Below are 17,075 nucleotides of genomic sequence, written 5' to 3'. Positions count from 1 at the left end.
TCTCCTGGTATTTTTATTTAATATATCTCTATTTCAGATTTCACAAAATACTGATAGATATAGAATTATGATTAGATCAGGCTGAAGAAAATATATCCTATTATCATGTAAAAGATTTAGATTTTCTTCACTATCACCTTCTTGCCATTGCCTATAAATTATATCATATCATTGTCAAAAGTGATAGGAACACAACATGGAAATACCATCTATATTATACGGAGACGTCTACATCTATATGCCCGGGAAACTATAAAAGCATTACCGCCCAAAAGCTAACCTAACGAGTAGCATCATTCTATTTCTGGAAAATAAAATATATTAAATTCTATATCGTCTCCGTCAAAGTCCATTTCATACCAATAATTCCTAATGGAATGGCCTAGATGTCATAATAGATACCTCTTCCGTATTGATCACATACATAGATGTATGGATCCTATTATTTTTTCATAGATTTCCTTGAACATCGTACTCCTCTAAATGTCTCTTATGTTGTCAATTATTAGGTCAATCGTGTCAGTGTTTGGTTAGAATAATGAATAGAAATAATATGCTTATCCTCTATTATCAAGAAAAGAACTGCTTTTGGAGACTGAATAGATGCCGCTGTTCCCATGTATTTACAAACATAGCGAGAGTATTAGGTCAGAATCGTATCACATTCAGGTTGATGTTACTGTGTTCGGACTTAATAATTCGTGGTGTTAGTATATAAGTGTGGGCAGAAAAAGTTGAACCATCTATAATAGCAAGCGAAATAGCAAAGGAAATGTTCAACATGGCGAAAAACCAAAAATCGTATACTCTGGAGTTCAAACAGCAAATTGTTGATTTGTATAACGCCGACGGAAAATCGTATCCACAACTGGAACGTGAATATGGCATCAGCAGAAGTACACTCAGCACCTGGGTAAAGCAACTGCCCCCGGTAAGAACCACATCCTCCGGCTGAAACTGTGCTTTTTGCTCCAGTTCCATTGCAATTGCTAACAATGTCAGAATCTAATGTAAAAAATGCCCAAGTTTTTCGACTTGTGCCACTGATTTGGATACAGTCAGGATCAATGCCAGTGCCTAATATCCATCTTTTCACCGGAACAACCAGAAAGTAGGAACCAGTGATTATTTGAGAGTCATTCGTCTCAGGCAGATATGGGCTGAAGGGACATTTGCGGTTTTAAAACGAGAACATAAATTGAATTAAATCCAGAAAAGAGGCTTTCAGAAAGCGACGGAAGAATGCCTCTTATCGGCAACCGCATTAAATCTAAAAAGACTGGTAAAAGCGGTATAAAGAACCGGATTACCAGCCTTTTTACGCTATTTCAAAGAGCGTATGCTAAAACGGCATTAGAAAAAGGAAGTTTGTCAACAGGTCCAATTTGCTACACTACCGCCGATGCCCGGAAGCCCAAACAAAGGCTTTCTGGCCTAGTGCCAACTACTCAAACTCAATCGTAGCCGGCGGCTTCGGCGACATGTCATAGCATACTCTATTGACATTCTCCACTTCCGCCAATATCCTGTTCGTGATCTTCTCTAGCACGTCCCAGTCAACCTTCTCGATGCTGGCTGTCATCGCGTCGATCGTATTGATTGCCCGGATGATTACCATATATTCGAAGCATCTGGCATGGTTCTTCATGCCTACAGACTTAAAGTCCGGCACTACCGTAAAGTACTGCCATACTTTCTTATCCAGTCCCGCTTTCTCAAACTCTTCTCTCAGGATGGCATCCGATTCGCGGACCGCTTCCAGTCTGTCTCTTGTAATTGCGCCGAGGCACCTGACGCCAAGCCCCGGACCCGGGAATGGCTGGCGATATACCATGTGCGGCGGCAGTCCCAGTTCGATTCCGCAAGCGCGGACTTCGTCTTTGAAGAGCTGCTTCAAAGGCTCTACCAGTTCAAACTGCAGATCCTCCGGCAATCCGCCTACGTTGTGGTGGGATTTTACCATCTTGGCGGTCTTGGTTCCGCTCTCGATGATATCCGGGTAAATGGTTCCCTGGCCGAGGAAGTCGATTCCGTCCAGTTTTCTTGCTTCTTCTTCAAATACGCGAATGAATTCTCCGCCGATAATCTTACGTTTTTCTTCCGGATCCTTCACGCCTTCCAATTTGCCTAGGAAACGTTCTGTGGCATCCACATAGATAAGGTTCGCGTGAAGCTGGTTCTGGAATACCTCCACTACGCTTTCTGACTCGTTCTTACGCATCAGGCCATGATTTACATGCACGCATACCAGCTGCTGGCCGATTGCCTTCAGAAGCAGCGCTGCCACAACGGAAGAATCAACGCCGCCGGACAGGGCAAGAAGGACTTTACGGTCGCCTACCTGCCGCTTCACCAGTTCTACCTGGTCAGCGATGAAGTTCTTCATATTCCAGTTTGGCTCCGCCTTGCACTCGTCAAATACGAATTTCTTAAGGGTCGCCTCATCCGGAAGCGCATCCAGTTTCTGCGCGCATTTGGCTGTTGGATGGTCAATTGCTATCACCGGATATCCCAGATCATAGAGTGCGGGACTTACATCCACCGCTACTCCGTCTACGACACGGTTCTCTCCTCCGTTTAAGATGATTCCCTTCACATTATCCAGCCCGTTCAGTTCTTCCGGGGTGATGTCATGGGGATGAATCTCGCTGTAAACGCCCATATCGCGAATTTCTCTGGCAACTACCGTATTCTCTGTGCTGCCCAAATCCAGAATTACAATCATATCCTGCTTCATTCGTTTCATTTCCTCCTGAGTATTTTTTCCTGTCACTAATCCATTATTATCTTGTATCTGATTTGACTTATCTCTGACTTGTCTTATATCTAACTTGTCTAACCCTCTAATTCGACTGGCATCTGCCTGGCTGCCGCTTATTTATCGGTGGTGAAGTTGTCAAAATAGCCCTGTACCAGGATCACAGGCGTTCCTTTGTCTCCAGAACCGCTGGTCAGATCGCACAGAGAGCCGATCAAGTCTGTCAGGCGGCGGGGTGTCGTTCCCTGGGAAGACATATCACCTACCAAGTCGTCTTCCTTCTCCTGGATTCTCTTGGAGATGGCGTCTTTGAGTGCCTCGCCCTTCAGGTCTTTAAAATCATTGTCTGCCAGATATTTTAATTTGACTTCATTCGGCGTGCCGTTGAGCCCTTCGGTATGGGAAACGGATACGCAAGGATCTGCCAGTTCCCAGATCTTTCCTACCGGATCTTTGAAAGCGCCGTCGCCATATACCATAACTTCAACATGCTTTCCGGTCTTTTCAAGAATCTTGCCCTGCACTTCCAGTACCAGGTCTGTGCAGTCTCTTGGGAACAGTTTCACGGATTCCTCCGTTGATTTATTAGATCCAAGAAGCCCGAAGCGTTCATTGCATCCGCTTCCGTCCACCGGACAGGTCAGGATATTGTCCAGTCCCAGAACTACTTCGGCGCCATTCTTCTCCAGGATGCGCTTGGTCCTTGCCCTGGTATGTATATCGCAGGTCAGCACGTTCTTGGCATGCTTCAGGATTTCCTGCGGCTGGTTTGCGAAGATGACCTCCACTTCAGCCCCTGCCTCTTTGATCAGATCGCTGTAATACTGCACATAATCCACACCAGTAAATGGATGCTTATTCTCTCCGAACAGCTCGCGGTATTTCTCGAGATCCATCACGTCGCTGTACGGGTTAATGCCTGCATCATCAAGCTTGTCCAGGGAAACCAGTTCATTTCCCACTTCATCGCTTGGGTAGCTCAGCATGAGCACTACCTTCCTGGCGCCTTTTGCGATGCCTTTCAGACAGATGGAGAAACGGTTTCTAGACAGAATCGGAAAGATGACTCCTATAGTCTCTCCGCCCAATTTCGCCTTGACATCCTTGGCTATCGCATCGATAGACGCATAATTCCCCTGCGCTCTTGCCACGATGGATTCTGTGGCTGCAATCACGTCGCGGTCACGAAGTTCGAATCCTTCGCTTTCTGCTGCCTCTAATACGCTTTCAACAATAATATCCGCCAGATTGTCTCCTTCACGGATAATCGGGCAGCGGATTCCTCTTGATATAGTTCCTACTCTTCTTTCCATGTTTTTTATCCCCTTGCATATAAATTTAATCAACATTTATCTATACCCACTTTATCATAAGAAAGAGGCTTTTACAATTCACAGTTTTATAAGAAATATATTTTATGCCAAAAAATCGAGAAATTTTCCATGTTTTTTCTCCATATTTGGTAAAATTCCCTATTCCCTTTTTTTCAATCTACTATATAATAGAGGATAAAGGGTTTTTGGAGGCTCGCAATCGAACACGCAACCGGGTGTTCCATAAGCCATGCATGTCATATTAGGAGGATACATATGCCAAAGAGAACAGATATTCACAAAGTACTTATTATCGGCTCTGGACCGATCATCATCGGACAGGCCTGCGAATTCGACTATTCGGGTACCCAAGCCTGCAAAGCGCTGCGCAAGCTGGGCTATGAGATCGTGCTGGTCAATTCCAATCCAGCTACCATCATGACAGACCCGGAGACAGCGGATGTCACTTACATAGAGCCATTAAATGTAGAGAGGCTTGAGCAGATCATCGCCAAAGAGCGCCCGGATGCGCTTCTTCCAAACCTGGGAGGACAGTCTGGGCTGAATCTTTGCTCAGAACTTGCAAAGGCAGGCATTCTGGAAAAGTACAACGTACAGGTTATCGGCGTACAGGTGAATGCCATCGAGCGCGGCGAGGACCGTATAGAATTCAAGAAGTCCATGGATGCCCTTGGCATCGAGATGGCCAGAAGCGAAGTTGCCTACACGGTAGAAGAAGCGCTGGCAATCGCTGATGACCTTGGCTATCCTGTCGTGCTTCGCCCGGCCTACACCATGGGCGGCGCAGGCGGCGGCCTGGTATATAATAAAGATGAGTTAAAGACGGTATGCGCAAGAGGCCTTCAGGCCAGCCTTGTGGGACAGGTCCTGGTAGAAGAATCCATCCTGGGCTGGGAAGAACTTGAACTTGAGATCGTCCGCGATGCCGACAACAATATGATTACCGTGTGCTTCATCGAGAATATCGACCCCCTGGGCGTACACACCGGAGATTCTTTCTGTTCTGCTCCGATGCTTACTATTTCAGAGGAATGCCAGAAGCGTCTGCAGGAACAGGCTTACAAGATTGTAGAGTCCGTACAGGTTATCGGCGGCACCAACGTACAGTTCGCCCACGATCCTGTCAGCGACCGTATCGTCGTCATTGAGATCAACCCGAGAACTTCCCGTTCTTCCGCATTGGCTTCCAAGGCTACCGGATTCCCGATCGCCCTGGTATCTGCCATGCTGGCAACCGGCCTTACGCTTAAGGATATCCCATGCGGCAAGTATGGAACCTTGGACAAATATGTTCCGGACGGGGATTATGTCGTAATCAAGTTCGCCCGCTGGGCGTTTGAGAAGTTCAAAGGCGTAGAAGATAGGCTTGGCACCCAGATGCGCGCGGTTGGCGAGGTCATGAGTATTGGCAAGACATACAAAGAAGCCTTCCAGAAGGCTATCCGAAGCCTTGAGACCGGCCGTTATGGCCTGGGTTATGCCAAGGATTATAACACAAAGACTAAGGAGCAGCTTCTCCAGATGCTGATCACTCCATCCAGCGACCGTCACTTCATCATGTATGAAGCACTTCGCAAGGGTGCGACTGTAGAGGAAATCTTCGAGATCACCAAGGTTAAGACTTACTTTATCCAGCAGATGAAAGAACTGGTGGAGGAAGAAGAAGCGTTGGCAGCCGGAAGGGGAAGCCTCCCATCCGACGAGATGCTGACCGCGGCAAAGAAGGATGGCTTTTCAGATAAGTATCTAAGCCAGATCCTGGCGATTCCGGAAGACGATATCCGCAGCCGCCGCCTGGCACTTGGTGTGGAGGAGGCATGGGAAGGCGTGCACGTAAGCGGAACGCCTGACAGCGCTTACTACTACTCTACTTATAATGCGCCAGACAAGAATCCGGTAAGTACAGACAAGCCAAAGATCATGATTCTTGGCGGAGGCCCGAACCGTATCGGGCAGGGCATCGAGTTTGACTACTGCTGCGTACACGCTTCGCTGGCTCTTAAGAAGCTGGGATTCGAGACGATTATCGTCAACTGTAATCCAGAGACGGTTTCCACCGACTACGATACTTCTGACAAGCTGTATTTCGAGCCTCTCACTCTGGAAGACGTGTTAAGCATTTATAATAAGGAAAAGCCGCTTGGCGTTATCGCCCAATTTGGCGGACAGACTCCTCTGAACCTTGCATCCGAGCTTGAGAAGAATGGCGTCAAGATTCTGGGAACTTCGCCGTCTGTCATCGACCTGGCAGAAGACCGCGACCTGTTCCGTGAGATGATGGAAAAATTAGAGATTCCTATGCCGGAATCTGGAATGGCAACCACCGTTGAAGAAGCGCTGGCCATTGCCAGAGAGATCGGCTATCCGGTCATGGTCCGCCCATCTTATGTTCTCGGCGGCCGCGGCATGGAAGTTGTCTATGATGACGAAAGTATGGAAGGATACATGAAAGCGGCCGTTGGCGTAACGCCTGACCGCCCGATCCTGATCGACCGGTTCCTGAACCACGCCCTCGAATGCGAGGCAGATGCGATCAGCGACGGAACCCACGCATTCGTTCCAGCGGTTATGGAGCATATCGAGCTTGCCGGCGTACACTCCGGAGATTCCGCCTGCATCATCCCGTCCGTACATATTTCCGAAGAAAATGTAAGGACCATCAAAGAATATACAAGAAAGATCGCGGAAGAAATGCATGTCAAGGGCCTGATGAACATGCAGTATGCCATCGAGAATGGAAAAGTATACGTGCTGGAGGCCAATCCTCGCGCGTCCCGTACGGTACCGCTGGTATCCAAGGTCTGCAACATCCGCATGGTGCCTCTGGCAACGGACATCATCACTTCCGACATCACAGGACGTCCATCACCGGTACCGGAATTAAAAGAACAGATAATTCCTTACTTCGGCGTCAAAGAAGCCGTATTCCCGTTCAACATGTTTCAGGAAGTCGACCCGGTATTAGGGCCTGAAATGCGTTCCACCGGAGAAGTCCTGGGCCTGTCTCCATCTTATGGAGAAGCCTTCTATAAGGCGCAGGAGGCTGCCCAGTCCAAACTGCCTCTTAACGGAACGGTACTGATCTCCGTAAACCGCAAGGACAAGGCAGAGGTCGTAGAGATTGCCAGAAGCTTTGCCGAAGATGGATTCAAGATCGTGGCTACAGGAACTACCTGTGATCTGATCCGCGAAGCGGGAATCGAGGCCGAGAAGGTAAAGAAACTCTACGAAGGCCGTCCGAATATCCTGGATATGATCACCAACGGCAAGATCGACCTGATCGTAAACTCTCCGGTAGGCAAGGACAGCGTCCACGATGACAGTTACCTGCGCAAGGCAGCCATCAAAGGCAAGATTCCTTACATGACCACCATCGCGGCTGCAAGAGCAACTGCCAAGGGAATCCGCTACGTGAAAGAGCATGGCAGCGGAGATGTCGAGTCATTGCAACAATTGCACAGCGAAATCAAAGATAAGAATTAAACTTAATACTTAAAAGCAAAATCCGGGATAGACCCATACAGGCCTTTCCCGGATTTATCTTTCCTAAGCTCTATTTCCTAACTATTCCTCTTCTATCAGTCCCTCTTTACTTCAAACTTCTTCAGAAATTGTTTCGCGCGCTTCGTCTTTGGCGAGTCAAAGAACGAGCCGGGCTCCCCTTCCTCTACTATTTTTCCTTCTTCTATAAAAATAACGTGATCGGCAATATGCCTTGCAAACTCCATCTCATGTGTAGCAATTATCATGGTTGTATGCTGCCTTGCCAGTTTAAATAAGAGGTCCAGGACTTCTCCTACCAGTTCCGGATCCAAGGAAGAAGTCGGTTCATCAATCAGCATAACTTTCGGCTTCACCGCCATAGCCCTTCCAATTCCGATCCTCTGCTGCTGTCCTCCGGAAAGTTGCGACGGATAATGATTTTCTTTCTCCGTCAGTCCGATTGCCTTTAGAATTTCCAGTGCACGCTCTCTGGCCTGCTGGCATGGAATACCTTGGACAGATACCATGGGTTCCATAATATTTTCCAATGCCGTCTTATTCTTAAACAGATTATAATTCTGGAACACCATTGCAGTATGAGATCTAAGTAAATATATATCTTCCTTTTTGGCTTTTGCAGCATCCAGCGTAATGTCGTCAATAGTTATTACGCCTTCTGTAGGCTTCTCCAGATAGTTCATGCAGCGCAGCAATGTTGATTTGCCTGTTCCAGATGGACCGATTACTGCAAGGATCTGCCCCTCTTCCAGTTCAAAGGATATTCCATCCAAGACCTTAAGCGTTCCAAAGTTCTTTTTTAAGCCCTCGACTTTTATCATAGTTTAACCTCAATATATTTGATTTAATTTGTCTTCTACCCGTTTCTGTATAAAGGATAGTACGGTTATAATCCCCCAATAAATCAGCATGGCTGCAGAGTACCCTTCCAGGAAGCGGTAGGTACGCGACGTCTCCATACTGACAACTGCCATCATATCCTTATAGCCAATCATAAAGCCGATCGCAGTCGACTTAAAAAGATTGATAAAATTGTTAGACAGTCCTGGTACAGCTATCCTGGCAGCCTGAGGGAGAATAATCTTGCGGATGACAGCCAACGGCCTCAGGCCAATTGAAAGCCCTGCCTCATGCCCTGGATTTTTTTTATAGTAATATTGTGACGCTCCAGACATCCCAGACAGAACGTATAGAATATGATTCCAGCCTTTGTCGCCGTTATATGATTCCTCTGTCGAATTAACAGAAGAGCATCGACCGTCTCCTCTATAGACTTGATCTGCTGACTCATAGCGCACTGGGTAATATGGTTTTTTTCCGCTGCCTTTGTAATGCTTTCCAGTCTTACTACATCTATAAAATATTGCATTTTACGAAAATTCATCAATATCTTCCCCATTTTCAATCTAAGATTTTAGAAAAGTTATCTATAAGCCGGTTTTTATTATTCTTCAGATATGTGATTCCCAGCGTACAGACAAAATGAATATCACAGAACCTTACTTTCTTGAAACTATCATAGTCATATGTTTTAAATGAATTCATTACAAAAGTAATCCCCTGGTTGCTTGCCACTTTCATCTTTACTGCTTCAAAAGAATCCACAAAATCAATATTCATCCGATATTTTGTTTTTTTACATAACTGCATTCCTTTTTTATGACAACTGGGCATCATATCCTTGGAAGGCACGATTAAAGTCTGACTTCCAAGTTCATCCATAGACAAAACATCTTTTTCTGCCAATTCATTCATCCTGGACAGGAGAATCTTCTGATTCTCCGTAAAAAGAACCTTCCAGACTTTTCCTGGAATATTTTCCAGTTCACACGCCACGCCGAATATAATATCAATCTCCTGGCTGACAAGTTTCTCGCATAAAGACATATAACTGCCTTCGATAAAATCAATCCTTACCTCCGGATACCTGCGCATATATTCATTGATCAGCATTATGAAGTTATTCTCCATTACACCTGAAAATCCTATTTTTAACTTTTTCTGGATCTGTACTTTATGCGATGAGTGATTCTTAATTTCCTCCAACACATGTTCATATTCATCCAATATATCCCGGCACTCCTGATAAAAAATCTTCCCTGCCTGCGTATGGGTGATTTTTCCGTGCTCCCTTTCAAACAGAAGCACGCCTAATTCTTTTTCAATCGACGCAATTTGCTGGGTAACTGCGCTCTGATACACAAAGTTTTTATTTGCAGCTTTCGTAAAACTATTCAGTTCGTACACATCTTTAAAATATTGCATCTTATGTAAATCCATAAAAGCCTCCCATTCCACCTTATTCTATCATAGAAAGAATCGCTGTATTTATTGAAATTCCTGATATCCTCATAGGCTTTAGCAATAAATGTTGTAGTCTGGTGGCTGCCATAATGAAAAAGGAATAGTATTACGAATCACTTCATAATACTATTCCTGGTATTTGCAGTATTGGACTAGAGGTCTATCTCTCCATTACCTCCATCGCACGTATAGTACGCTTTCTTTTCTTCCGGCTTCAGGTAGACAGATAACTTTTCATTTCCTGCAGTCAAAGTCCCCTCTTCCTTGCATTTTCCCTTGATTCGCTCTATAATCTCCCGCTCTAGGTACTCCTGGCCCTGATACTGGATGTAGAAGTCTATATTCTCTGTCTCTTTTGCTGCCGATGCCTGCATATCACGCGGTGCAGATGTGATTTTTGCCTGTCTCTTCATTCTCTTCTTGTCGATTCTTTTACTCATGATTTCCAACTCCCTTTCTGTCATTTACTATCGAATTATAGTACTTTTGGGAGCAGAAGTCAAAGAGCGGTATTCTCCGCTGCCTATTTCCACCACCGATGACCGGAAGAACTCCTTTGCCGCCGCGATCAGATAATCCGTATCTTTTATGCCACCCGTCTCGTACGGAGAATGCATGGAAAGCTGGGCCAACCCGATGTCCACCGAATTCAGCGCCACCTGGGTTCCCGAGATGTTGCCAAGCGTAGAGCCTCCCAGAATATCCGAACGGTTGAGAAACTTCTGCACTGGTACACCGGCTCTTTCACAGATCTGCGTAAATACTGCCGCAGCCATCCCATCCGTGGTATACTTCTGGTTCGCGCTGTATTTTATCACGATTCCTTCATTCAGATAAGGCCGATTGGTCGGGCAGGCCTTCTCGGGATAATTGGGATGTACGCCATGGGCATTGTCCGCAGACAGCATGAAGCTGGATGCCAGCGCCTGGCGGTACCGGCCCGGGCTTCGCCCAAGCCCTTCATTGACCCGTAGCAGCGTATCCAGAAGGAACGTAGAGCCCGCACCTTGTTTCGTACCGCTCCCCACCTCTTCATTGTCATAGACGCAGTGTACCGGAATGCTGTCTCCGCCATCCTCCTCCAGGAAGGCCTGAAGGGATGCAAAGGCACACTGCAAGTCATCCAGCCTTCCGATGGAAATAAATTCTTCCTGCGCTCCCCAGATGCTTCCTTCCATCCGGTTATATAAAAACAGATCGCTTCCTATCATATCCTCCTGCGCCACGCCTGCTGCACAGGCGATGTCTTCCATGAACTTTCCCCTAGCTTCTCCGCATCCATACAATGGCAGCATATCTTTCTGGACATTGTATTTGTAGCCTTCGTTGGCCTCCCGGTTCATGTGGATCGCCAGATTCGGAATCATGCACAAGTCCCGGTCTACATTCACCAGCCTTGTTACGAGACGGCTTCCTTTCCTTACGATGACTCTTCCCGCCACGGACAGCGGCCTGTCAAACCATGGCGCGCACAGCATCCCTCCATACTTTTCCACATTCAGCTTCACATAATGCCCTTCCACATCCATCTCTGGATTTTCCTTGATCTTGAAACTTGGAGAATCACTGTGGCTGGCCATAATCTGGAATCCCAGGAAATCCCGTTTTGGAATCCGAAACGCGATTAATGCCGACCCGTTACGGATGACATAATATTTCCCCTCTTCTTCCAGCCTCCATTCTTCCCCTTCCAGAAGCTGGGCATATCCGTGCGCGTCCAATTCCCTCTTCATATTCGCAACCGCATGGAAAGGGCTGGGACTTGCCTGTATAAAGGAAAACAGTTGTCCCGCAGTTTTCAGATTTTGCTCTCTTTGCGTATTTTCTTCCGTATTTCCTGTCATATTTACATCCATATCTTTCCTTCCTTTCCCTCAATCCTTTCCTTGCATCTCTCCTTTGAAAACCATGGGATCAATTGTTCTTCCATCATTTGCTCCATTGCTTCCAGATTCCGGTCCGAGTGCTCCACTTCCCTGGAATAGCGGTAGACAATCTCCACCACATCCTCAAAGTCCAGCTGCTTCTCATTCTTCCTCCACCTTGCCGCCAGCATCTCGTAGATCAGCATAACGCTGACCGCGGCCATCTGGATCTTCGCATAGGCTCTCCCGTCATAGACGGCCCCGCAGAAATAGGTATAGATAAAATATACCAGCAACTGCTCGCACTGGATCTCCCATTCCGGCATATTGACCGTAAGCCACGCAGCGAAATCCTGGTGCATCTTCCCATAGGCGTCCCGGCCATCCTGACTGTCATCCGCGCTTCCATACAGCAGGTACTCCGATTCGCGCAGATGAGACTCCCAGTCTTCCCGGAGTAGTTCCAACTGGTACAAGTTCTGGAACATTTGCCTGGAAAACGCATATCTTTCTTCTATATTGTCTCCCGACTCCATAAGTTTCAGTCTGATAAATTCCCTGGCCTTCTCCTTCTGGTACCGTTCAAATACCTGGTCGCAGGAAAACACTTCTCCCTTTTTAAGCCTCACCTGCATATCATGGGCCAGCGCCAGCACGAGCCCTGCCCGCAACTCAAGCCCAAGTTCCCGCATCCTTAAGATATCGAGCATGACCTCCCGTCCCTCCGCCAGTTTGGAATAGGCAAGCAGGTCAAAATCTTCATACGCTTCTTCGCCTTCCTTCTCGTATTCCAGGAACCTTGCCGGCTCTTCTTTCTTAAGCAGGATTCTCGCCACCTCCGGACAGGAGATGGACAGCGTGATTTCCCGCACGCCTTCGAACTCCTCGATATGCCTCGGATACAGCCTGCAAGTCCTGCAAAGGCTCTCCTTGCCCAGGGCAGAATACAGATCGCACAAGTTCTCCTCATTCAGAAAGTCGCATCTTCCGTCCTTGCCCTGCTTGAATGTCCCTTCCAGCCACCGGATGGAACGGTTAAGCCTTCTGCGGAACTTCCCGGTCACCTTTCCATAGCGGACCAATGATTTCCTGTCGATGGCAATCTGCCATCCGGCGCAGCAGGTATCCTCGCATTGGTCGGCCGTGCATTTGAAATTCTGATAATAATCAGGTATTGTATATAGCATGATATATCTCCATTCTAATTTATGGATTATATTATAACACAAGCCTGGGGAATCGCAATTCCCCAGGCAGTCTATCCAATATTCTTTCTATTAAAGCACGCCACTGACAGTACAAAAAACACCACGCCAGATGCCAGGGCCACCGCTATCGCCTTCCAGAAATCCTCAGGAGACATGCTGCCCGCCAGCAGATTACCAGCAGAGAGCAGCCGTATCGGCAGATATTCCCCAATCTTCCCGAACATTCCGGCCACATAACTGGCGATGACTGCTACGCCCGTTACTGCCAGCACCCCCGAAGCGGTGTTAAGCAGCGTAGATATCAGCAGGATCAGGAGCATGACCCAGATTCCCAGCAGATAGACGCAGAAGGCCGCAAAGGCCACATGAGAAGCGATGCCATTATTCCAGAAATACATATTATATCCGTATGTGATACCATAGCACAGCCAGTAGCAGACCGTCCACAGACCGATGGAGGCAATGGATTTTGCCCCGACTACCTTCCACCTGATCAGGCCTTTCGTCAGCATATTTACCAAGGTGCCCTTCTGGTATTCCGTTGTCAGGATGCCACTGAGCATCAGAGCAAAGATGATCAGCGCCATAGATATATTTTTGTAGAACTGGTTCCATGAAGTCATGGCATTTACTTTAACCTCCGTCAGCACCATCCCCGACTCTGCCAGACTGTCCGACATCGTCTCTACCATCCAGGGCGTCAGTTTGGCTATTGCCGGATTCATGATGCCAAACAATATGAATATAATCAGAAGAATCCATATCTTACCCGTACGGATGAGTTCCATTCCTTCTTTTCTTAGAAATGCGCTTAACTGCCTCATCTTCCTACCACCTCCATAAACAGCGCTTCCAGCGTAGGTTCCCGCATTTCCATGCGAAGCGGATAGATTCCGGTCTTTGACATGCCTTGCATGGCTGATGCCATATCTTTCTCATCCTGCTTTGCAAAAAATATCAGATTCTTCCCCTTACGCTCCCCTCCTGCCCATATCCGGAGGGCTTTTTCTGAATCCGCCGGATTCCTGAACTCTGCTTCGAATCCATCGCTTTTCCGAATTTGCCGGATCTCTTCTATGGTACCATGAAGGGCCACTTTCCCTTCATGGAGCAGGCCAATCTCATCGCAGGTCTTCTCTACATCCGACAGGATATGCGTAGAGAACACAACGGTGGTATGTTCCCTTACGGCCAGAAGGATGTCCAGTATCTCTTTTCTTCCCAGCGGATCCAGCGCGGACGTAGGCTCATCGCAGATCAAAAGCTTTGGGCTGTTAAGGAGGGCCTGTGCGATGCCCAGCCTTTGCTTCATCCCTCTTGAAAATCCCTGGATTCTCTTATCGGACTTCTCAAGTCCTACCAGTTCCAGGAGTTCCATAGACCGCTTGCGAATCAGGGTTTTCTTCATTCCCGTAATCTCGCCGCACAATGCCAGATACTCCATCGGCGCCATGTAAGAGTAGAATTCCGGCACATCCGGAAGGTAGCCGATATAGCGGTTCGTCCTATTCTGCCCATAGCAGACCTTCTCGCCATTTACAAAGATGTCTCCGGAATCCGCCTTAAGAAGTCCCAGTATCATCTTCATCGTAGTCGTCTTTCCTGCCCCATTCTGTCCGATAAATCCATAGATCGAATGCGCGGGAACCTTAAAGTTCAAGTCATCGATCACCTGGTTTGCGCCAAAGCGCTTGGATACATGGGATAATGTCAGCATATCCATCTAAGCATCTTCCTTTCCCAGCAGAAAATAAAGAATTGGTCCCCAAAACTGCATCCCTACGATGGTCATCACTACCCAGAACGCGCGGGTCCCCCTCTTATAATGCTGGTGCGTGAAGATATGTCGAAGCGTGATAATCACAAGAATCAGTTCTACAATGACCAATGGTATCAAAAATGGCAGCATATCCTTTATATTCATAATGTCTCCCTCTTTTCCGTCAATACTCTTTTTAATCTTTCCAGACGCCTATCTTCCATAAGCGGAGAAAATACCGTGTTCTCCAAAGCCTGGCAAGCGTTATCTAATACCAGTTTCTTATCTCTGACCATCTGCTTTCCAAGATCCAGTCCCTCGAACCATTCTTCCAGACGGTTGAAATAACCGTCTCCATGCAAGGCTGCCTCACGATCCAGCAGATCGCAGATAATCTCCACGAACCTCTTAAGCCTTGCGAGCACCCCATCTATGTCCTTCTGCTGGCACTGATAGACAGCCACCTGGTAGTGATAGACTGCCGCTATATTCTGATGCAGCCTTTCTAATTGGAATAATTCTATCAGTCCGTCCATCCGGCGGATCGTCTCCTCGCAGGCCTCTTTATCCTGCGCACGAAGCGCAATATACTGTGTCGCGCCTTCTACCAGAGAAAGCAGATGGAGGAACATGCTGATCTGCGTATAACTGACCGCCTTATCCATATCTCCTATCATCTGATAGGCCTGGATAAGAATCCCGCTGCTCTGGCTGGCCAGCCGGTAGGGACTCAGCATATCCTCCACCGAATCCAGGACCTCCTGGGGTCTTCCTCGCTGCAGGTCCATGATCGCTTTGAGAACAGTCGCGTCATTACAGATGCTGATATCCTTGCAATTCTCTATAATGTGCGTGCACAGTTCCACCGTCTCGTCCAGGATCCTCATCTGGCTCTTTGGATCTTCGGCAAATGTATAATGGTTCAGCCACAGAATACTGATCTGCAAGAGGAAGGAATAGCAGGAGTAATACTTCTTAACCAGTTTCCTGCTTGCATCCATTACCTCTTCAAAGGGTTTTTCCGCAAATTCCGCCGCCAGGTCATGATAGATCTTCTGGATCTGTTCTTTCCCCAGCTGAGGCTTATATCCCAGCAGTTCATCCACCGTCACGCCGTAATAGGACGCAATCACCGGGAGCAGCAGAATGTCCGGCAGACTTTGCTTCGTCTCCCACTTGGAAACCGACGCTTTGGTAACGCCAATGAAGTTAGCCACTTCTTCCTGGGTGACTTCTTTCTCCCGGCGCAGGCGGATCAGATTCTCTGCCAAATTCAATGTATCCATATATCGCATCTCCTTTCTTGCTATAAGTATACGGAAGAATCCAGAAAAACACCATGGAATGATACGATATTTACGGAAATAAAATCAACCATTGGTTAACTCCTTCTGCCATCCCTGACGGATAGCGCGAACCGCTTTGCCGCCTCCAGATCTTCCTGATCCGGCTTCCCCATGTTCTTGAATATAAATGCGCTTCCTTTGCAGGAAAACGCCTCATCTTCCACTTCTATGCCTTTTGCCTTCAGTTTCTCTCTCAAGGCTGCGAACTGATCCGTGCCATATCCATTGGATGAAAATAAAGCCACCCTGGAAACGCTGCCACTATCCAGTCCTTCTACAAACCGTTCCATCTCCGGCCGGATGTTTCCGGCCAGGATCGCGCACCCCAGAAACAGTAGATCGGCTTTCACATCCTTCGCTCCATCAATGCTCTCTGCCTCTATCCCCAGCGCCTCTGCCATAGCTTGCGCCACTTTCTTATTATTCTTCCTGCTCTTATACATGACTCGGATCATAGTTCTGCTTCTCCTTTTCTCTGATTCTGGAAATACGCTTCCAGATGGTTGATTCCGTGCATCAGCTTTATAGATAATTGGTAGTACTTGCGGATCTCCTCTTCCGTAAATTCGCCGAACATGGCAGCATGCACGTCATCCGTGACATCCGCCATATATTCCGCGAACTTCATGCCCTTTGCTGTCATCTTAACGCAAAGCGCCCTGGCATCCGCATCCGACTTTTCAAGTTTGATATATCCAACCTTCTCAAGATTGACTGCCAGCTTCTTCACATTCTGGCGGGAACATCCCATGGCCCCTGCCAGCGTAGTCAGAACCGGCGGCGCATCAAACGAAGCCGACACTGCCATCAAAAGCCACTGCTTGCTGGACATCTCATTGTAGCGGTCAAATATTGCGTGCAGCTTATTCTCCTGGATGAATATCCCCGCGAAAATCAACTTCTTTATCCAGTCAAGACTGGTTCCCATCCGCTCATATGTAACTGGATTCTCTTTTTTCATAAATCTCCTTTCATATTGCAAAAGCGTAACAAGTTACTT

General features: G+C 47.3%; 17 protein-coding genes. 2 read left to right on the top strand and 15 right to left on the bottom strand.

The annotated features are described in order from the left end of the window. Positions 1–772: 772 nt before the first annotated feature. Positions 773–955 (top strand): helix-turn-helix domain-containing protein, encoded by a 183-nt coding sequence (locus HDCHBGLK_RS20000; protein ID WP_334290412.1) that lies wholly within the window; start codon positions 773–775, stop codon positions 953–955. A 489-nt stretch (positions 956–1,444) separates the two neighbouring features. Here HDCHBGLK_RS20000 and guaA read toward each other — a convergent pair whose 3' ends face one another. Together guaA and HDCHBGLK_RS09800 are read right to left on the bottom strand one after the other, a co-directional pair. After that, the gene (guaA, locus tag HDCHBGLK_RS09805) at positions 1,445–2,737 is read right to left on the bottom strand and encodes a glutamine-hydrolyzing GMP synthase (protein WP_009247781.1); all 1,293 of its coding nucleotides are present in this window, start codon (positions 2,735–2,737) and stop codon (positions 1,445–1,447) included. A 137-nt stretch (positions 2,738–2,874) separates the two neighbouring features. Next, complete coding sequence (locus HDCHBGLK_RS09800; protein ID WP_009247782.1) at positions 2,875–4,071, bottom strand: coenzyme F420-0:L-glutamate ligase; 1,197 nt, start codon at positions 4,069–4,071, stop codon at positions 2,875–2,877. Positions 4,072–4,347: 276 nt separating this feature from the next. Between HDCHBGLK_RS09800 and carB the strand changes: the two genes are divergently transcribed. Further along, positions 4,348–7,575, top strand: coding sequence for a carbamoyl-phosphate synthase large subunit (gene carB, locus HDCHBGLK_RS09795; protein ID WP_004608166.1), 3,228 nt, complete (start codon positions 4,348–4,350; stop codon positions 7,573–7,575). A gap of 95 nt (positions 7,576–7,670) precedes the next feature. Here carB and HDCHBGLK_RS09790 read toward each other — a convergent pair whose 3' ends face one another. The 13 genes from HDCHBGLK_RS09790 to HDCHBGLK_RS09730 all read right to left on the bottom strand — a co-directional run bounded on the left by HDCHBGLK_RS09790 (position 7,671) and on the right by HDCHBGLK_RS09730 (position 17,036). After that, positions 7,671–8,414 carry an amino acid ABC transporter ATP-binding protein gene (locus HDCHBGLK_RS09790; RefSeq protein WP_004608165.1) on the bottom strand — a complete coding sequence of 248 codons (744 nt, stop codon included), beginning with the start codon at positions 8,412–8,414 and terminating at the stop codon, positions 7,671–7,673. 9 nt (positions 8,415–8,423) lie between these two features. After that, positions 8,424–8,693: an ABC transporter permease subunit gene (locus HDCHBGLK_RS09785; RefSeq protein ID WP_004608164.1), complete on the bottom strand. Its 270-nt coding sequence runs from the start codon at positions 8,691–8,693 to the stop codon at positions 8,424–8,426. 5 nt (positions 8,694–8,698) lie between these two features. After that, the gene (locus tag HDCHBGLK_RS09780; RefSeq protein WP_039909985.1) at positions 8,699–8,977 is read right to left on the bottom strand and encodes a LysR family transcriptional regulator; all 279 of its coding nucleotides are present in this window, start codon (positions 8,975–8,977) and stop codon (positions 8,699–8,701) included. A gap of 17 nt (positions 8,978–8,994) precedes the next feature. Further along, positions 8,995–9,873, bottom strand: a complete 879-nt coding sequence (locus HDCHBGLK_RS09775; RefSeq protein WP_039909984.1) for a LysR family transcriptional regulator — start codon at positions 9,871–9,873, stop codon at positions 8,995–8,997. 176 nt (positions 9,874–10,049) lie between these two features. Beyond that, positions 10,050–10,337, bottom strand: a complete 288-nt coding sequence (locus HDCHBGLK_RS09770; RefSeq protein WP_009247790.1) for a DUF6465 family protein — start codon at positions 10,335–10,337, stop codon at positions 10,050–10,052. A 27-nt stretch (positions 10,338–10,364) separates the two neighbouring features. After that, complete coding sequence (locus HDCHBGLK_RS09765; RefSeq protein WP_004608160.1) at positions 10,365–11,753, bottom strand: M18 family aminopeptidase; 1,389 nt, start codon at positions 11,751–11,753, stop codon at positions 10,365–10,367. Next, on the bottom strand, positions 11,744–12,949 hold the full coding sequence (gene fliB, locus HDCHBGLK_RS09760; protein WP_004608159.1) for a flagellin lysine-N-methylase: 1,206 nt from the start codon (positions 12,947–12,949) through the stop codon (positions 11,744–11,746). Before fliB ends, HDCHBGLK_RS09765 begins: the two co-directional genes overlap by 10 nt. Before the next feature lie 71 nt (positions 12,950–13,020). Then, on the bottom strand, positions 13,021–13,794 hold the full coding sequence (locus HDCHBGLK_RS09755; RefSeq protein WP_004608158.1) for an ABC transporter permease subunit: 774 nt from the start codon (positions 13,792–13,794) through the stop codon (positions 13,021–13,023). Next, on the bottom strand, positions 13,791–14,693 hold the full coding sequence (locus tag HDCHBGLK_RS09750; RefSeq protein ID WP_004608157.1) for an ABC transporter ATP-binding protein: 903 nt from the start codon (positions 14,691–14,693) through the stop codon (positions 13,791–13,793). The genes HDCHBGLK_RS09755 and HDCHBGLK_RS09750 overlap by 4 nt, the downstream gene beginning before the upstream one ends. After that, entirely contained in the window at positions 14,694–14,894 is a 201-nt protein-coding gene (locus tag HDCHBGLK_RS09745) for a PLDc N-terminal domain-containing protein (protein ID WP_004608156.1), read from the bottom strand. Beyond that, positions 14,891–16,015: a helix-turn-helix domain-containing protein gene (locus tag HDCHBGLK_RS09740; protein ID WP_004608155.1), complete on the bottom strand. Its 1,125-nt coding sequence runs from the start codon at positions 16,013–16,015 to the stop codon at positions 14,891–14,893. The genes HDCHBGLK_RS09745 and HDCHBGLK_RS09740 overlap by 4 nt, the downstream gene beginning before the upstream one ends. A 95-nt stretch (positions 16,016–16,110) precedes the next feature. Beyond that, complete coding sequence (locus HDCHBGLK_RS09735; RefSeq protein ID WP_004608154.1) at positions 16,111–16,530, bottom strand: NADPH-dependent FMN reductase family protein; 420 nt, start codon at positions 16,528–16,530, stop codon at positions 16,111–16,113. Beyond that, positions 16,527–17,036 (bottom strand): MarR family winged helix-turn-helix transcriptional regulator, encoded by a 510-nt coding sequence (locus HDCHBGLK_RS09730; RefSeq protein WP_004608153.1) that lies wholly within the window; start codon positions 17,034–17,036, stop codon positions 16,527–16,529. Before HDCHBGLK_RS09730 ends, HDCHBGLK_RS09735 begins: the two co-directional genes overlap by 4 nt. Between the last annotated feature and the right edge of the window lie 39 nt (positions 17,037–17,075).

It is taken from the genome of [Clostridium] scindens ATCC 35704, from assembly GCF_004295125.1.
GTDB classification, from domain to species: domain Bacteria; phylum Bacillota; class Clostridia; order Lachnospirales; family Lachnospiraceae; genus Clostridium_AP; species Clostridium_AP scindens.
Note: the sequence above shows the minus strand (reverse complement) of the source record. Positions and strands in the feature narration are given on the sequence as shown.